Below are 17462 nucleotides of genomic sequence, written 5' to 3'. Positions count from 1 at the left end.
GTCAGATCATACTCACGAATAATCTCTTTTCTTGGTTTTCCATTTTGGTAAAGCTGCACGATCTGTTGCTTGAAATCTTCAGTAAAGGTTCGGCGTTCTCTTTTGGCCATGTAGATTCTCCTCAAATGTTTTTATATGTAGTCTACTTGACCTTAAAAATTCTGTCCAACTAAGTGTAGCCTATCCAAAGTAAGATGGGCATTTTAAGAGTAAGGCTGTATTAATTAATGTGATGGCCGAGTAGTATTCTTAAAATAGATACTTTTTTATTTTGAAAATTACGACTAGTCCTTATTTTAAACAACGTCTTTTAGAATTAGGAGAACAGTTCATATGACCTATACCATTACCTATGTTTTCTTAAATCATTTCTGAATACGGCAGAATGTTATTTTATACAATTTGCAGACATTCATGTTATAAGCAAGTGATAAATATTATTTAACCAATTGATAAACTAAGGGTTTAAGGGTATTCATAGAAATAAAAGAGGAACTGATTTGAATAGAGAAGAAAAAACGGTTCTTGCAGGAAGCTAGCTTGGAGAATCGCCTGCTATTCGGTGTGGTGCTAATGGAATTAAGGTTGGGAAATAATTAGCTTAACTATATTTAAAAAGAAAAACCAAAGAGATTTAAGGATATACAGAGCAGTTTAAGTATACTTTGATAAGCGATCCCCTAGCTGAAGAAACGACCCGTCTAATGACTCTAATTGCATATAAATACATCACTTATCTCTTATAGCCTTTAAAGTAAAGTGTAAGCATAACAGAAATTATTATCCCAATAATTAATAAAGAGCCTATTCCTGAACTATATACTACGTATATAGTAATATGGCGGAAAGCATTTACTATAAGAAACAGAAGTAAAAAGACACCTAAAATCAAAACCAAAGCCATATTTTTATTTCGATTTCTGTTCAAATCAACCAGCCCCTTTTTAGAAGCTTTACTTAAATAATAAAGACCCTTCATTACAATTTGCTTCGTTATAAAACACTATGTTAATTACATCTTGTATTATTCTAGGAGGAAGAAAATAATTCCTTTAATGACCATTTTTTCATAAGTAAGACAATGAAGAGTTCTTGGACAAAGACTTTACAAAATGACCATTCTTCAAACAGTTTGAGTCCTTCTCTCTTTTTTATTTTATTTTTGAATAGAATTAAGCAGCCGTATGGCTCATGTTAATATATTCGAGATTATTATATTGCTATAAAACACATTTAAATTGGTGTATAAAATATAGTTTTTCAGCCTAAATGTACTGCTGGATAAAATATCATATGGCATTTTTGTGGGAACATAAGGAGATACCGAAAAAAAGGTGGTAAAATGGTAATCAGCATATGAGATAAATCAATCATTTTCATCAATTTATATAAGAGGGAGATTCATGGTGAATATAAATAAACATTATCCAGGAGATCAGCCTGTTGTAACACAGGACAATCTGATCTTGGAACATTATGGTTTAAATGAATTAAACTTTGAATCCATTAAAAGCTATCGTCAAAAATTTCAAACAGCTAAGCCAAATCATCCGTGGAATGGACTTGAAATAAAAGAGTTTTTATACAAGATTGGTGCATGGGGAAAGTTGCGTAACACAAGTAAAGAGGGGCTCACACTGGCTGGGTTATTGATGTTTAGTGAAGAGAGAATCATCTCGGAAGTTTTACCTCAATATTTTCTGGAATATAGAGAAAGTACGGATGGTATACCGAGTGAGGGTTGGAGCAATCGATTCACTTCACAGGATGGTACATGGTCAGGGAACGTCTATGATTTTTATTTTAAGACTATGCAGGATTTAACGGGTGATATAACAGACTCACCTAAAGTGGATGGAGAGCTTGTACATGCTTGTCTACATGAAGCGCTAGTTAATGCACTAGTACACGCTGATTACTACGGTGAAGGCGGTATCGTGATTGAAAAAGAAAAAATGATATTTCGCTTCTCCAATCCAGGCTTATTAAGAACACCCACGGAGCAAGCACTGGAAGGGAGGATTAGTAATCTTCGCAATCCAAATATATTCAAAATGTTCATTCTAATTAACTTTTGTAAACGAGCGGGATCGGGATTAAAGAAAATTGAATCTGTTTGGTCGATTTATAACTGGGATGAACCAGATTTAATGCAGGATACGCAGTTAAATCGAACTATTTTAACCTTGGATAGACAAAGTACAATCGATAAACAACAGTATAGGAGCAATGATACATTTGTGAACGAGGAGTATGATTATTTTGATATAGAAATGAGCAAAAAAACAGACTCCATAAATAAAAATACCAACTCCTATAACAAGGAATTGGACTCCTACAATAAAGAATTTGAGTCCGTAAATAACGAATTGGACTCCGTTAATAAGGGTATAAACTCCATAAATAAAGAAACCAACTCCTTAAATAAAGAGAAAAACCCCTGTAATAAGGAAAGAAACTCCGTTAATAAGGGGGTTGACTCCATGAATAATGAAGAACCGCTTTTTAATATGACAGATGAGTTAGAAGAGGATAACCAGGACGTGAATCTTATTCCTGATGATGTAGAGCTTGGCATGCAAGAAATGGCGGCAAATATCGAGAATGATGAATCTCTTGATCATAAATTATGGACAATATCAGAAGTGGCAAGAAAGAAAAGACGCTTGAGCCCGCGTGTACTAGAAGGTATTATTTTGTCCCTTTTAGAAGTAAAGCCGTTAATGTTAAAAGAATTAGCTCATTTGTTAGAAAGAACTCCTGATGGATTACGTAATAATTATTTAGGAAAGCTTTTAAATGAAGATAAAATTCAGCTTAAATACCCAAATCAAATCAATCATCCAAAGCAGGCTTATATTATTGGCAGGTAAGATTAGATAATATACTATGCTTGTTATTTTACTCATTAAAGAGTACACTTTGACTGAATAGAATATTATATCGGGAGTTTGCGGAAGCAGACTGAGAGTACGGCTAATCTGTCGTTGACCGTTAGAACCTGTTGGGTAATGCCAGCGTAGGGAGAGTGTAGAACACAATTACAGGCACTTTTGCGTACGCAGAGTGTCTTTTTGCTTTTTATATATCTCCCTAAGGTAAGAAAGGGGATAAAAGAGGATGAGAAAAAAAGATGTCGTAAAAATATTAGAAAAGATTCGGGAAAACAACCCGCTTATACACAATATTACAAATGTAGTTGTTACTAATTTTACTGCAAACGGTTTGCTGGCATTAGGAGCTTCTCCAGTAATGACATATGCCAAAGAGGAAGCAGCGGATATGACTAAACTTGCAGGAGCATTAGTATTAAATATTGGTACATTGCGAGAGGAAGAAGTAGAGGCTATGCTACATGCCGGTGCTTCTGCAAATCAGCATGAAGTACCAGTTATTTTTGATCCTGTAGGAGCAGGAGGGACTCCTTATCGTACCGATACTGCGAGAAACATTATAAAAAAAATCAACATTGCGGTTCTAAGAGGAAATGCAGCAGAAATTGCCAATGTTATTGGAGAAGAGTGGACAATAAAAGGGGTAGATGCAGGAGCTGGTAATGGAGACAGCATTACGATTGCAAAAAAAGCTGCACAACGGCTAGGTACAGTTGTAGTGATAACAGGGAAAGATGATGTGGTTACAGATGGTGAAACAACCTATATCATACATAATGGCCACCCTTGTTTAACGAAGGTAACCGGAACAGGATGTCTTTTAACGTCTGTCATTGGTGCATTTGCAGCAGTAGAGTCAAATAAAGTACAAGCTGCGGCTTCTGCATTAGTGTATTATGGAATTGCTGCTGAATTAGCAGCAGACAAAACAGAGGGGCCTGGAAGTTTTCAGATGGAGCTTTTAAATCAATTGGCACTCGTTACATCTCAACACATTGAAGAATATGCTTCTTTTACGAAGGCAAAGGTGTAAGAGATGGCTCAAATAAGCAAGGAACAAATGAGAGAATTATTGAAGGTCTACTTTATTATGGGCAGCAGTAACTGTAATAAGCACCCATTAGATGTGATGAAAGAGGCTATAGAGGGGGGCATCACTCTTTTTCAATATCGTGAAAAAGGGAAGGGCGCTTTAAGTGGTGACGAATATTATGAACTAGGGAAGCAAATACAAGCACTTTGCAAGCAGCATAATATTCCATTTATTGTGAACGATGATGTGAAATTGGCGTTAGCTCTTGATGCAGATGGCATTCATATTGGACAAGAAGACGAAGCAGTTGAGATAGTACGCAAAAAAATAGGAGATAAGATATTGGGCGTTTCTGCTCATACGATAGAGGAAGCGCGTGTTGCCGTAGAAAAGGGGGCTGATTATCTAGGAATAGGCCCAATCTTCCCTACGGCTTCTAAGGAAGATGCAAAGGCAGCGCAAGGGACTATAATGATTGAAAGCTTACGTAAGATAGAAATGGATATTCCTGTTGTAGGGATTGGGGGTATTAACGCTGTGAACGCAGCTTCAGTAGTAGAAGCTGGTGCAGACGGTGTATCACTTATTTCCTTTATCAGCCTCTCTTCTTCTCCATATGAAAGTACGAAACAGATAGTAGAAGCAGTGGGAAAGGGTCTAAGAAAATAAGAGGAATTTCAGTCGGATAGAATATGTATCCGGCTTTTATTTTTATCATTCGTTTCGGAATTTTCTGTTATAATCAAGATGAGGAAACCTGTTTATATTTTTAAATACATATAGATGGAGGAAAAAGACATGAATCAATTTGAACAAAACCTTGAAAAATATGCAGAACTTGCTGTTCGTGTAGGAGTTAGAGTAGAAAAAGGACAAACGCTTGTGATTAATGCTCCGCTTCCTGCCGCGGAATTTGTTCGCAAAATTGCTGATAAAGCATACGAAGCAGGCGCAAAAAATGTTCATGTAGAGTGGAATGATGAAAAGCTTACACGCATTAAATACGAAAAAGCACCAGATGAGGCTTTTACTGAATTTCCTATGTGGAAAGCTAAAGGATTTGAAGAAATGGCGGAGAACGGAGCTGCATTCTTAAACATTTATTCACCAAATCCAGATCTTTTAAAAGGGATCAATCCGGAGCGTATTGCAGCTGCTAATAAAACAAGTGCAACAGCGATGAAAAACTATCGAAGCTATCTTATGGCAGATAAAGCACGTTGGTCTATCATTTCTATTCCGACGGTAGATTGGTCTAAGAAAATCTTCCCTGATGTGACAGAAGAGGAAGCAATGGAACAGTTATGGGAGGCAATTTTTAAAGTTACTCGTATTGATCAAGAGGATCCAATTGCAGCGTGGCATCAGCATAATGAAACTTTAAAGCAAAAGGTAGCATACTTAAACAGCAAGCAATATAAGCAGCTTGTTTACGAGGCTCCAGGAACAAATCTAACTGTGGAATTACCTGAAAATCATTTATGGCAAGGGGGAGGTTCCGTAAGTCAAAGTGGAACTCCATTCAATCCGAATATGCCGACAGAAGAAGTATATACAATGCCTCATAAAGATGGAGTCAACGGTACTGTCTGCAGTACAAAACCGTTAAACTACGGTGGGAACGTTATTGATAACTTTACTTTAACGTTTGAAAACGGGAAAGTAGTCGATTTCACAGCTGAAGAAGGATATGATACATTAAAACTTTTACTAGATACAGATGAAGGTGCACGCCGTTTAGGTGAAGTTGCTCTTGTACCTCATCATTCTCCAATTTCAGATTCGGGCTTGATTTTCTATAATACTCTATTTGATGAAAATGCCTCTAATCATCTTGCGTTTGGTGAAGCATATCCAGTGAATTTAGAGGGCGGCACAAGTATGTCTCCTGAAGAGCTTGCCGAACATGGAGCAAACAAGAGTCTTGTTCATGAAGACTTTATGATTGGTTCTGCTGAGATGAATATTGATGGTGTAACAAAAGAAGGTGTACGTGAACCAATCTTTAGAAATGGAAATTGGGCTATTTAATTTAGCAAGAAAGCTGTATTCTCTCATGAGAATGCGGCTTTCTTTTCATAAGGGGGAGAAAATGAATGCTTGAGATTCGAAAATTGACAGAGCAAGAATATGATGAATGTTTAACTTTATCAGAATATGCTTTTCAATATCAACTATCAGATGTTGATAAAGAAAAAAGAAAGTCATTGTTGAAGAAGCAAGAAGTTTGGGGAGAATTTGAACACGGTACATTGCTGTCTAAGTTACAATTGATCCCATTACAAGTGTTTATTGAGGGGAAGCAGTATGAGATGGGCGGTATAGCAAGTGTTGCTACATGGCCAGAACACCGAAGAAGGGGTAGTGTGGCAAGACTGCTTAAGCAAGCACTGCTTTCTATGAAAGAACAATCCCAAACCATCAGTTTTTTACATCCTTTTAATGTGGGTTTTTATCGGAATTTTGGATGGGAGCTCTCTATTTCGTTAAAAAAATATTTAATAGAGGCAAAAGATTTATATTTTTACCCTAATGTAAAGGGGAAAATAGCAAGGGTAGATAAGATTGAAAGCTGGGAATTGTTGAATTCAATTTATGAATCTTATGCTGTGCAATATAATGGTATGTTGAAGAGACAGGAGTATTGGTGGGAGCACCGGGTATTGCCAAGGGACTTCCGTGCTGCTGTGTATTTTGATGAGAATGATACTGCTAAAGGGTATATTTTGTATAAAATAAGTGAACGGATAATTGATATTCAGGAATTTGTGTATTTAGATGAAGAGGCAAGGTGCGGGTTATGGAATTATATTTCCCAACACGATTCGATGGTTGAAAAAGTAAAAATCGTTGCTCCTTCAGATGATCAATTGCCGTTTTTATTACAAAATCCAAAAATGCAGCAGGAAATGGTATCGTATTTTATGATTCGCATTGTAGATTTACAAAAATTCTTAACGGATCATCCTATTGCAAAGGTAAGGGAGCCTCTCTGTATTCATGTAACAGATGAGTTTGCTGACTGGAATACAGGGACGTATATACTCGAAAATGGTAAAGTTACCTTTCAGTATGAAGCAAGACCGAGCGAAAAGTCGATAAAAACGGATATTCAAACAATGGCAGCCCTTCTGTTAGGTGCTCAACAGCCCCAATTTTTATATCGATGCGGTAAACTGCAAGGAGAAAAAGAAGAGATAGAAAAATTGGACCGGTGCCTGTCACTGCAAACATCTTGCTTCTTAGATTTCTTTTAATATAAATACAAGGCATCTGTCTCTTTTACAGATGCCTTGTATTTATAAAGATAGTTTCTTTATTAGTTGAGCAATCTGTCCTGCGGTAACCTCCACTTGCTTATAGGCAATATCGTGGGTTAAGGCATATTCAAGAGTAAGACACTCTGTTTGAATGGAAAATACAGCATCCAAATACGCATTTAAAGAGTTCAGGTCTGTATCAATACGCCCTGCAATACCGATAACGAGCTTTCCATGCTTTTTGGCAAGTTTGGCTACTGCTATAGGAACTTTGCCGAGTAAGGTTTGTTCGTCTAGACTTCCTTCACCTGTAATGACAATATCAGCTTTCCTCACGTGCTCCTCCAAATTAGTATGCTGCATGATAAGCTCTGCCCCAGAAGTAATCTCAGCCTGTAAACAGGCAGCTAATGAACCACCTAGGCCTCCTGCTGCCCCTGCTCCAGAAACAGTTTGTACAGAAACCCCATACTGCTCGGTTAGCAGTTGTTCAAATTTCTGCATTGCTGTATCCAATACTGAGATTTCCTGGTCTGTTGCTCCCTTTTGACGGGCAAAGATAAAAGCAGCACCATGAGGACCATAAAATGGGTTGATAACATCAGTCGCTGCCATAAATGTGCATGCATCTAATTGCGGTAGTTTGTTAGTATCTGAAAAGCTATGGATATGCAGCAAAGGATTCCCTGTATTTCGAATTAACTGTCCTTTCTTATCGAAAAAGTTCCACCCAAGTGCTTGAAGCATACCCACTCCTCCATCATTTGTTGCGCTTCCTCCAAGCGAAATAATAAAGTGACGATAGCCTCGTTGCACAGCATCTTTAATTTGTTCTCCAAGTCCGTAGGTATTAGTATTCATAGGATTACGCTGGTTCTTTGCAATTAGAGGCAGTCCACTGCTTTGGGCACACTCGATAAATACTATATCTTTTCCATCTTGATGAAAGACTGCATACTTCGCTAGAACAGGCTGCATTAAAGGGTTGTGAACCTGTAGCCTCATTTCATGCCCCCTATTCGCATACAGTAAGGCTTCGAGGGTTCCCTCACCTCCATCAGCCATGGGTACAATCTTAACCTGTGCCTCAGGATGTGCATGGAGAATGCCTTGTTTTACAGCCCTTCCCACTTGTATAGCAGATAAAGAGCCTTTAAAAGAATCCGAAGCTATAACATATTTCATTTATAATCACCGTACCTTTAGGAATCAGAAATTCGTTCTTATAATCAGTGTATCTTTTATTAATAGATAGTAAAACTTTTCGCTGCGAATTAGTAGGAAGTAGATAAGAAAAGTGAGCAAATATGCTTTAGTTAATTTCCGAGGGAATAAACAAGAATTGAAAAGGAAAAATACAAAATAAGAGTATCAAAAGTAGTTTGTTTTATTATTTTTTTGGTAAAATATTCTGGTTATGTTAACGAAAATATAAAAGGGGAATCGAGATGAAGAAGGAATCAACGATTTCAAAACGCAAGCTGCTCGGGATAGCCGGTTTAGGATGGATGTTTGATGCCATGGATGTTGGAATGCTATCTTTTATTATAGTAGCCTTGCAGAAGGAATGGAATTTAAGCGCCCAACAAATGGGGTGGATTGGCAGTGTGAACTCTATAGGGATGGCTGTAGGCGCTCTAATATTTGGGGTGATGGCGGATCGAATTGGAAGGAAATCTGTATTTATTATCACTTTGTTAATGTTTTCCCTTGGCAGCGGATTGTCAGCGCTCGCACCTACTCTCGCTGTATTCCTTATTCTGCGTTTTATCATTGGTATGGGGTTAGGGGGAGAACTGCCCGTTGCTTCTACGCTAGTGTCTGAAAGTGTTTCAGCGGCGGAGCGCGGTCGTGTAGTTGTATTGTTAGAAAGTTTTTGGGCTGGTGGATGGTTAATTGCAGCTCTCATTTCATATTTTGTCATCCCGAACTACGGATGGAAGATAGCGTTACTATTGAGTGCACTTCCTGCTTTATATGCTCTGTATTTACGTGTGAAATTACCAGATTCACCACAATTTAAAGCTGCTTCTCAAAACCAATCAGCATCGGAGAAAATTGTAGGAGTATGGGCTAAGCCTTATACACGTTCTACCATTATGCTGTGGATTCTATGGTTTTGTGTAGTCTTCTCTTACTATGGGATGTTTTTATGGCTTCCAGCTGTTATGGTTATGAAAGGATTCAGCCTTATTAAGAGCTTTGAATATGTTCTGATTATGACGTTAGCACAATTACCAGGCTATTTCACTGCAGCATGGTTAATTGAAAGGGCTGGACGGAAATTTGTTCTGATTACATATTTAGTCGGTACTGCTATAAGTGCATATTTCTTTGGAGGGGCGGAATCATTGTCTTTCTTAATTACATCAGGTATATTTTTATCCTTCTTTAATTTAGGAGCATGGGGAGCTCTATATGCGTATACACCGGAACAGTATCCTTCGCAAATTCGCGGAACGGGTGCAGGAATGGCAGCATCCTTTGGCAGAATTGGTGGAATACTCGGGCCACTGTTGGTTGGGTATCTTATAGCACAAAATATATCAGTTACAACGGTTTTTACAATCTTTTGTTTTGCTATCCTAATAGGAGCTGCGGCAGTCCTTATACTTGGAAAGGAAACAAAACAACGAGAGCTAACATAATTGATTAAAAAAACGATGTGCGTCCGCATGTCGTTTTTTTAGGAAGAACAATAAAAAATGTATATAAAGTAAGAGTAGCAGCGGGAAAGCAGTTATAAGAATAGATACAGGTGGAAGAAGGGGCTCATTTCAGCATAGGTGGTAAAAGGCCAAGAGAAAGTCTCTTGGCCTTTTAGTACTGTGGGATTAAAATGCCCAATTGCCATTACGAAATAATGGCTCACGTGAACCATCCGCTGTAATACCGTCTATATTCATTTTCTCGGAGCCAATCATAAAGTCCACATGTGTAAGACTGGAGTTTGCTCCATGTTGCTTTAATTCTTCTTTTGACATTGTTTTTCCGCCTTCTAAGCAAAACGGATAGGCACTTCCTATAGCGAAATGACAGGATGCGTTTTCATCAAATAAAGTATTGTAGAAGATAATATCAGTATTAGAGATAGGAGAGTTGTGAGGTACTAAAGCAACTTCTCCTAAATAATGAGATCCTTCATCCGTTTCTATGAGGTGTCTTAATGTTTCTTCTCCCGTTTCTGCTTTGTAGTCAACGATACGTCCACTTTCAAATGTTAAGGTGAAGTTTTCTATCACATTCCCGCTGTAATTTAATGGTTTAGTGCTGGATACATATCCGTTGACTCCCGTTTGTAATGGTAAGGTGAATACTTCTTCAGTAGGAATATTAGCTGTAAAGGATACTCCTCTTTCATTCGTGCTTCCTCCTCCTATCCAAACATGTTTTTGAGGAAGCTCAACTATTAAATCTGTACCTGGAGCTGTATAATGCAATGCTGTATAATGTTTGCTGTTTAAGTATTCTACTTTGCTTTGTAAATTTGCACTATGATCTTGCCATGCCTGTACAGGGTTCTCTAAATCAGCACGTGTTGCCTGGAAAATAGCGCTCCAAAGTTGTTGTACTTGCTCATCCTTCGGTACATCAGGGAATACCTTTGCAGCCCATTCTGGTGATGGAACTGCTGCTACATTCCAGCTAACTTTGTCGGACAGGATGTAGTTACGGAATATTTCCATAGCTTTTCCAGCAGCTTTATTGGCATTAGAAATGCGTTCAGGATTTATACCTTTCAGTAAATCAGGATTAGAAGACTTAATAGATAAGAAAGCTGCGCCTTTTTCCGCGAGCTCTTCTCGCTCTGTTGCTACCCAAGAAGGGAATTCATGAAAGGCTTCATCCGGAGCTAAATCATACTTTAGTCGTGTTAATACTTCATCTTCCCAGTTTACGTATACGTGCTTTGCACCTGCTTCATATGCTTTTTTTACTGTAGCACGTACAAATTCAACAGCTGCCAGTGGAGCATTTATATGAAGGGTTTGTCCCTCTTGAATGTTAACTCCTACACGCACTATTAATTCCGCATATTTTTCTAAATTATGTTCAAATGTTGACATAAGCATACCCCTTTATGTAAGTGTAATAATCATACTGCTAAAATGAATGATAACAAATACGTTCCTAATAGAAAATATATTATATTTTTTATTTTCTGTAAAATCTTCCGAAAGCAGTGCTATATTTCTCTACCGTATTACGCTGCTCATAGAAGGTTTATTTTCTCTTATTTCTCTAGAAAAAAAGGTTTTTCTGCCCGCTTTATATAATGCATGTTATAAGTGTATGTTTTTATTACTGTTTCTTGAAAGAGTACAATCATAAATAAGCTAAAAAGAAGGATGTGCATTTTTTGTGTTGGTCAGAAAACAGGATTTTTTTCTTGAAAGCTATACATTAGAGTGTGGTGTATCAATTCCTGTTAAGGTAGGCTACGAAACATATGGAACGTTAAACAAAGAAAAAAGCAACGTTATTTTAGTATGTCACCATTTTAGTGCAACGAGCCATGCTGCAGGTAAGTATACTGATTCAGATATGAACCCTGGCTGGTGGGACGCATTAATTGGACCAGGGAAAGCAGTCGATACTAACCGTTATTTTGTTATTTGTATGGATAATCTATGTAATGTGCAAGTCAAGAACTCAATGGTTGTTACCACGGGCCCTATATCTATTAATCCCAAAACAGGCAAGCAGTATGGTATGTCGTTTCCTCCTTTTACATTTCATGACATGGCGGGTATTCAGCATGCATGTATTCAACTGTTAGGAATCCATCATCTTACAGCTGTAATTGGTCCTTCTGCGGGAGGGATGATAGCTTTGCATTGGGCGGTGCAATATCCAGATAAGCTAGATGCGTGTATAGGTGTAATTACCAATGCACAAAATCCTGTTATGACTTCTTTTAATGTACTGCAACACGGGATTCGTGCAATTCAATTAGACCCCTATTGGAAAAATGGACAATACTATGGAGAGCAAGAGCCTGTTGAAGGATTACATTTAGCTTCACAAATGATGTTTACAAATGCTTTTCACTGTGATTGGTATGAGAGTGAATTTCCTCGAAACAGCCAAGACCGGAGACCTTATTTGCATGTATCCAATCAAACCTCCTTTGAGAAGAATATGTACAACACAGTTATGGACAACATAGTCTACTATGATGCGAATCATTGGATCTATACATGCCGTGCTACTATGATGCATGATATAGCACATGGACATTCTTCTTTAGAAGAAGCGTTACAAAAAATTCAAGCTAACGTCCTCCTGATTTCTTGTAATCAAGATATCCTTCAACCGCCGCAATACAGTGAACAGACAATCCGTATATTACAAAAGCAAGGGAAAAAGGCTGAGTTTTTTGCTTTTGATAGCTTAAATGGTCATATGGCAGGTATAGTAGATGTTCCGTTATTTGAGAATAAAGTAAGAGATTGGCTAGGAAGAATCTAGGCTTTTACTGTGTATAAGATCGGGGGGAAGATGGTGGAGGTTACTGCGCTAAAATACTTAATGGAACAATATGAAGAGGTAGTAATGTTTATAAACCGAAAGCTGACAGCGTTTCTTGCAGAGCAACTTGCAGGTGAGGTTACAGCGGAGCAGTTTTTTGTATTACGTTCGATTAAGAAATACGGGCCATGTCCAATCAGTATGTTAGAGGGTTGGAATAACGAAAACCGTAATGTTATTCTAATCATAACAGAGAGGCTAATAAACAAAGGATATGTTATCCGTACGATAGATCCTCAGGATTCACGTGTTACTTTATTAGAAACAACAGAACAAGCAGAAGATGTGTTGAAATCAGGAGAGGAGAAAATGTATCAGTTTATTTCCCCTTATCTTGGAGATCTTGAGCAAGAAGAAGTAGAAAGTTTTACACGTATTTATAAGAAGATTCACGATTCTATTAGAAAAAAAGAATCGCACTCTGTATAAGAATAAAAAATGGCCATCTTTCGATGACCATTTTTTATTCTTATACAGTCTCTCTTCCAGCACCATATTTCCGATAAGCACCATGATGAGTTGGACCGACATATTCATTTAGTTTAAAAGAATGACGAATTGCATCTGTAATGAATGCTTTAGCTGTTTGAATGGCTTCTTTTACAGGTTTTCCTTTTGCCAATTCAGCTGCAATTGCGGCTGAATATGTGCAGCCAGCACCATGAGTATATGTTGTATCGATTTTTTCAGATTCCAGAATATCAAAGTCTGTACCATCAAATAATAAATCAATAGCAGCTTCTTGTCCTGCCAGCTTATTTCCACCTTTAATTAATACATACTTAGCGCCGAGTGAATGGATTTTTTTAGCGGCTTCCTTCATATCAGCTAAGTTATTAATTTTTATACCACTTAATTGATATGCTTCAAACAAGTTTGGTGTCACAACCAATGCTTTGGGAACTAGGACGTCACGCAAACAGTCATTTGTCTCAGGGTGAAGAGCTTCATCTGCACCTTTACATACCATTACTGGATCAACCACTACATTTGTAATATTATTTTTTTCAATCATTTGAGCAGCAGTTTCTATAATTTCAGTGGAACCTAACATACCTGTTTTCAAGGCATCTACTCCTACACCTTCCATTACAGTTTCTAATTGTGGTTTTAGTATTTCAGCTGAAATTGGGAAGACATTATGAGCCCAGTTGTTATGAGGATCCATCGTTACAATTGTTGTAAGAGCAGTCATACCATATACACCAAGCTCCTGGAACGTTTTCAAATCTGCTTGGATGCCAGCGCCTCCACTTGTATCAGAACCTGCAATTGTTAATGCTTTATGAAGTGTCATTGTAAATCTCCCCTTTTCATATGTAAAAATCCTCTTATTACTATGTACTATTTTGAGTGTGAATATAAACAAAATCAAAATAGAAAAAGGTAAATATCTTTTCTTTGATTATATAGCTTTCCTATACAACGTCAATTATTTTCTCTCTTCATATATATTTTTCCGGAATAGAAAAAATGTATTTATTAGATATCAAAAGATCTCTATACATAGTTATTCCTCTTTTTTCCTCCATTAGTAAAATGTTTATTACCCACGGGTGAATATTTTCTACTATAATAAATTATGACAACTGTGTTAGATTACTGTGTGTTTTTTATAGTTCCTGTTAGATAACAGCTTTACATTAAAACTTCAAGCAAATATGAACACCATGTTATTGGTGATTTTTTTTCTGTGTAGTATAACGTTTTTGATTCTATAGTTTACTAGATTACTATAAAACTTTACATACGTGCACTGCACAGTATACAACAAGAGCACTGGAGGAGATGAAATGAGGATAAGGACAATTGTAGCCGGAGTAACTTTGATGAGTGGATTGGCGTTTAATGTGTTAGCAAATAATCCATTGTCAGCAGAAGCAGCTGGAGAGGGAACCGGTAAAGTCACTGCTTCTGTTTTAAATGTCAGGCAAGCTCCGACTACTTCCAGTCAGATAATTTCACAAGTTAAAAATGGTCAGCAAGTGACTATTAAAGATATAAAGGGAGATTGGTACTTTATTGAAAATGGAGCAAAGGACGGTTGGGTATACTCAAAGTATATACAATATGTACAGCCAGCTGGACCTGCAACAGTTATAGGTGAGGGAACAACGACTGCGAACTTAAATGTGCGTAAAGCACCGTCTCTATCAGGTACTCGTATTACAACATTGGCAAAAGGAATAAAGGTGTCCATCCATGAAACAAAGAATGGCTGGCATTATATTACAGCAGGAAGCGTAAGCGGCTGGGTATCCTCACATTATGTATCCGTTCAATCGAATGGGTTAGATCCTGCTCCAAATCCGGGCGGGGAGACAAGCCCTATAAAAACGGCATCTTCGTATGCTGAGATTGATTTGCGTACACCATCTAATATAACAGCAGCGGAAATTAATAAATATATTCAAAAGTATCATCCCGACAGTCCTATTGCAAATATGGGTGATGCATTTGTAGCTGCAGGAAAAAAATATGGTGTAAATGCATTATACCTAGCGGCTCATGCTTTCTTGGAAACAGGTTATGGGAAGTCTGAAATTGCTTATCGTAAAAATAACCTGTATGGTTTAAAAGCGTATGATCGTTCTCCATTTGACAGTGCTAAATATTTAGCAAGCTATGAAGACAGTATTAATATCAATGCGGACTATGTAAGAAAAAATTACCTTACTACAGGCGGAACATATTATAATGGCCCTACTTTAAAAGGCATGAATGTCCGATATGCATCAGATAAAAGCTGGTATAGTAAAATCGCAGATATTATGCAGCGTATTAAGCCATACCAAGCATCTCAATATCAACCGGTTATTATGCCGAATAACGGTCCATCATTTAATGTAGACGCAATTGGTAGCGGCGTTCCGTATCAAGCTTTTGCAACAGGAACAAAAGGTGTTATCACAAAATCTGTAGAGTATCGTGTTGTACCGTTTCCATTCTCAGATTCAAAGATTAAGAGTACAACAGTAAGACCAAATGTACAAGGTACATTCAAGGCTAATACAGAAGTTAGTGTTATTAAGAAAGATCCTAAAGGCTGGGTAGAAGTGGTTCACCCAGGAAATTCTAAAACATATTGGGTTCCTGGTGACAGCATAACAGTCAAATAATAACTATACTGCATAAAAAGGTGCTTCTTGAAAAGAGGCACCTTTTTTATGAAAAATAATATAACTTCAAAAAAGCTTATTCACTTGCTCGAGTGCGAGGTGGTAGACAGATAAAAAAACAGGCAAGCAAGAATGTTCAAATTAGATGATTACATATTTGTGTACATGTTTACAAATATGTGTACAGTTGTGTACTAAAAAGTAAACATGTATACAGAAGTGTATACAATTGTATTCAAAAAAGTATACATGTAAACAAAAAGTATACAAGCTTTATTTGCAAGATGTTTACAGTTTTGTGTACAAAATTACGAAAATATGTATAACATTACAATTCGATGATAAATGTGGAATTAATATAAAATAACTTATAGAATCAGAGTAATCTTTACTAAAGTTGAATATTATACCGAATTAATGGAAGGGATGATTTCATTGACAAATGCTCGTATTGCTGCAGTTGACGTAGGTAATGATTCACTTAAAGGTATTTTTGGCAAAATGGAGGTACAAATTAACATTCCCAATGTAATTGCCAGAGATATAGAAGATCGTCCGGTCATCGGGATCGAAGAACTGAACAAGCAAAATCCTGTTGATGGGATTCATATTCGTGTACATTCTCCTACTTTAAGAGACAATAATGCGATTTATCGTGTCGGTAATCTTGCAACTAAAAGTGACAACCCCTCAGAATTAGACCCGGGAAGCAACAAATCCGAAGAAGATCAAACCCTCATCATGTTATTTGCTTCGTTGGCGCTAGATGCAGCACAAGAAGAAAATAAACAACTTTTTAAGCGATCCAATAATGTAATAGATGCTACATATATATTAGGAACAGGACTTCCTCTTCGTGAAGTAAAGGAAGGAAAAGATGTAGGGTATCGATCTAAACTACTAGGCTCTGTTCATCAAGTTGAATTTTTAGTAACTCCAAGGTATCAAGGGTTAAAGATAAATATTAAGTTTGAAGAAGTGAAGGTCTATCCTGAAGGCTTTGCTGCCTATATTAATCTTGTAATGGATAATAACTTAAACATTATTAATAAGGACCTTATAGATAAAAGAATTTTAATTCAAGATATTGGCGGATTGTCAACAGATATTGCTGTAATTAAAAATGGCAAGGTGGATGATGATAAAGCTCAAGGCTTTAATTTGGGAGTCTCTGAATCGCTTGAATCCATTCGAGAGGAGATTCGTTCTAAGCATGGAGTAGAGCTCGATAGCCGCCGTGATGTTGTAGAAATAATCACAAAGAAAAATGACCGAAATCATATTATGGTAAAAGGAAGTCGGACAAGTGTTCACGACATTACAGATCGTACGCTTTTAGAGTTGGCGAAAAAGCAATATCGTCATTTACGTAATGTTTGGCAAAAAAACTCTCAAACAGAAATTTGCTATTTTGTAGGTGGAGGATCAATTATTCTTAAGGATTATCTAAAAACATTAAATAATAGCTTGGATGGCTATAATATCGATTTCTTCGAAGATGAGCAAGAAAGTATTTGGATGATGGCAAATGCTTATTATAAATTAATTGCGGATTTTTCAAGGAGAACCATGAAAGAGACGAAAAACGAAGAACAAAAATTGGCAAAGACTAAATAGGTGATTG

Annotated in this window: 14 protein-coding genes; 10 read left to right on the top strand and 4 right to left on the bottom strand. The window is 37.1% G+C overall.

The features are described 5' to 3' along the window. Positions 1 to 110, bottom strand: a 110-nt coding sequence (locus J7Q84_RS10675) for a transposase (protein ID WP_209094546.1), incomplete at its 3' end; no start/stop codon positions are given. A 1293-nt stretch (positions 111 to 1403) separates the two neighbouring features. On the opposite strand from J7Q84_RS10675, the gene J7Q84_RS10670 reads away from it, so the two are divergent. The 5 genes from J7Q84_RS10670 (at position 1404) to J7Q84_RS10650 (ending at position 7184) form a co-directional block, all read left to right on the top strand. Further along, positions 1404 to 2873: an ATP-binding protein gene (locus tag J7Q84_RS10670; protein ID WP_209094525.1), complete on the top strand. Its 1470-nt coding sequence runs from the start codon at positions 1404 to 1406 to the stop codon at positions 2871 to 2873. A gap of 247 nt (positions 2874 to 3120) precedes the next feature. Then, a complete protein-coding gene (gene thiM / locus J7Q84_RS10665) occupies positions 3121 to 3927 on the top strand; it encodes a hydroxyethylthiazole kinase (protein ID WP_209094524.1) in 807 nt (268 codons plus the stop codon). Between the two features lie 3 nt (positions 3928 to 3930). Continuing rightward, positions 3931 to 4596 (top strand): thiamine phosphate synthase, encoded by a 666-nt coding sequence (thiE, locus tag J7Q84_RS10660; RefSeq protein WP_209094523.1) that lies wholly within the window; start codon positions 3931 to 3933, stop codon positions 4594 to 4596. Positions 4597 to 4725: 129 nt separating this feature from the next. Continuing rightward, complete coding sequence (locus J7Q84_RS10655; RefSeq protein WP_209094522.1) at positions 4726 to 5958, top strand: aminopeptidase; 1233 nt, start codon at positions 4726 to 4728, stop codon at positions 5956 to 5958. A 65-nt stretch (positions 5959 to 6023) separates the two neighbouring features. Next, positions 6024 to 7184 carry a GNAT family N-acetyltransferase gene (locus J7Q84_RS10650; protein ID WP_209094521.1) on the top strand — a complete coding sequence of 387 codons (1161 nt, stop codon included), beginning with the start codon at positions 6024 to 6026 and terminating at the stop codon, positions 7182 to 7184. A 42-nt stretch (positions 7185 to 7226) separates the two neighbouring features. Here the strand turns inward: J7Q84_RS10650 and J7Q84_RS10645 are convergent, their stop codons facing one another. Then, a complete protein-coding gene (locus J7Q84_RS10645) occupies positions 7227 to 8372 on the bottom strand; it encodes a glycerate kinase family protein (protein ID WP_209094520.1) in 1146 nt (381 codons plus the stop codon). A gap of 263 nt (positions 8373 to 8635) precedes the next feature. Here J7Q84_RS10645 and J7Q84_RS10640 point away from each other — a divergent pair, with 263 nt between their 5' ends. Next, positions 8636 to 9835: an MFS transporter gene (locus J7Q84_RS10640; protein WP_209094519.1), complete on the top strand. Its 1200-nt coding sequence runs from the start codon at positions 8636 to 8638 to the stop codon at positions 9833 to 9835. 186 nt (positions 9836 to 10021) lie between these two features. Here the strand turns inward: J7Q84_RS10640 and J7Q84_RS10635 are convergent, their stop codons facing one another. Next, a complete protein-coding gene (locus J7Q84_RS10635) occupies positions 10022 to 11254 on the bottom strand; it encodes an aminopeptidase (protein ID WP_209094518.1) in 1233 nt (410 codons plus the stop codon). 295 nt (positions 11255 to 11549) lie between these two features. Between J7Q84_RS10635 and J7Q84_RS10630 the strand changes: the two genes are divergently transcribed. Beyond that, the gene (locus tag J7Q84_RS10630; protein ID WP_209094517.1) at positions 11550 to 12659 is read left to right on the top strand and encodes an alpha/beta fold hydrolase; all 1110 of its coding nucleotides are present in this window, start codon (positions 11550 to 11552) and stop codon (positions 12657 to 12659) included. 33 nt (positions 12660 to 12692) lie between these two features. Beyond that, complete coding sequence (locus tag J7Q84_RS10625) at positions 12693 to 13148, top strand: MarR family winged helix-turn-helix transcriptional regulator (RefSeq protein WP_209094516.1); 456 nt, start codon at positions 12693 to 12695, stop codon at positions 13146 to 13148. Positions 13149 to 13188: 40 nt separating this feature from the next. Here J7Q84_RS10625 and pdxK read toward each other — a convergent pair whose 3' ends face one another. After that, complete coding sequence (pdxK, locus tag J7Q84_RS10620; protein WP_209094515.1) at positions 13189 to 14016, bottom strand: pyridoxine/pyridoxal/pyridoxamine kinase; 828 nt, start codon at positions 14014 to 14016, stop codon at positions 13189 to 13191. 496 nt (positions 14017 to 14512) lie between these two features. On the opposite strand from pdxK, the gene J7Q84_RS10615 reads away from it, so the two are divergent. Next, positions 14513 to 15838: an N-acetylglucosaminidase gene (locus J7Q84_RS10615; protein ID WP_209094514.1), complete on the top strand. Its 1326-nt coding sequence runs from the start codon at positions 14513 to 14515 to the stop codon at positions 15836 to 15838. Positions 15839 to 16273: 435 nt separating this feature from the next. Further along, the gene (locus J7Q84_RS10610; RefSeq protein WP_209094513.1) at positions 16274 to 17455 is read left to right on the top strand and encodes a ParM/StbA family protein; all 1182 of its coding nucleotides are present in this window, start codon (positions 16274 to 16276) and stop codon (positions 17453 to 17455) included. Positions 17456 to 17462: the final 7 nt, after the last annotated feature.

The organism is Bacillus sp. 165, from assembly GCF_017742235.1.
In the GTDB taxonomy this organism is placed as follows: Bacteria; Bacillota; Bacilli; order Bacillales; family Bacillaceae_G; genus JAGHKQ01.
The sequence above is the reverse complement of the archived record's forward strand: the minus strand, read 5'-3'. Positions and strand labels throughout refer to the sequence as shown.

Excerpts from the sequence above, each read along its gene's own strand:
- pdxK (WP_209094515.1), bottom strand. The coding sequence starts at position 14,016 with ATGACACTTCATAAAGCATTAACAATTGCAGGTTCTGATACAAGTGGA.
- J7Q84_RS10645 (WP_209094520.1), bottom strand. The coding sequence starts at position 8,372 with ATGAAATATGTTATAGCTTCGGATTCTTTTAAAGGCTCTTTATCTGCT.
- J7Q84_RS10650 (WP_209094521.1), top strand. The coding sequence starts at position 6,024 with ATGCTTGAGATTCGAAAATTGACAGAGCAAGAATATGATGAATGTTTA.
- J7Q84_RS10615 (WP_209094514.1), top strand. The coding sequence starts at position 14,513 with ATGAGGATAAGGACAATTGTAGCCGGAGTAACTTTGATGAGTGGATTG.
- thiM (WP_209094524.1), top strand. The coding sequence starts at position 3,121 with ATGAGAAAAAAAGATGTCGTAAAAATATTAGAAAAGATTCGGGAAAAC.
- J7Q84_RS10655 (WP_209094522.1), top strand. The coding sequence starts at position 4,726 with ATGAATCAATTTGAACAAAACCTTGAAAAATATGCAGAACTTGCTGTT.
- J7Q84_RS10640 (WP_209094519.1), top strand. The coding sequence starts at position 8,636 with ATGAAGAAGGAATCAACGATTTCAAAACGCAAGCTGCTCGGGATAGCC.
- thiE (WP_209094523.1), top strand. The coding sequence starts at position 3,931 with ATGGCTCAAATAAGCAAGGAACAAATGAGAGAATTATTGAAGGTCTAC.
- J7Q84_RS10635 (WP_209094518.1), bottom strand. The coding sequence starts at position 11,254 with ATGTCAACATTTGAACATAATTTAGAAAAATATGCGGAATTAATAGTG.
- J7Q84_RS10670 (WP_209094525.1), top strand. The coding sequence starts at position 1,404 with ATGGTGAATATAAATAAACATTATCCAGGAGATCAGCCTGTTGTAACA.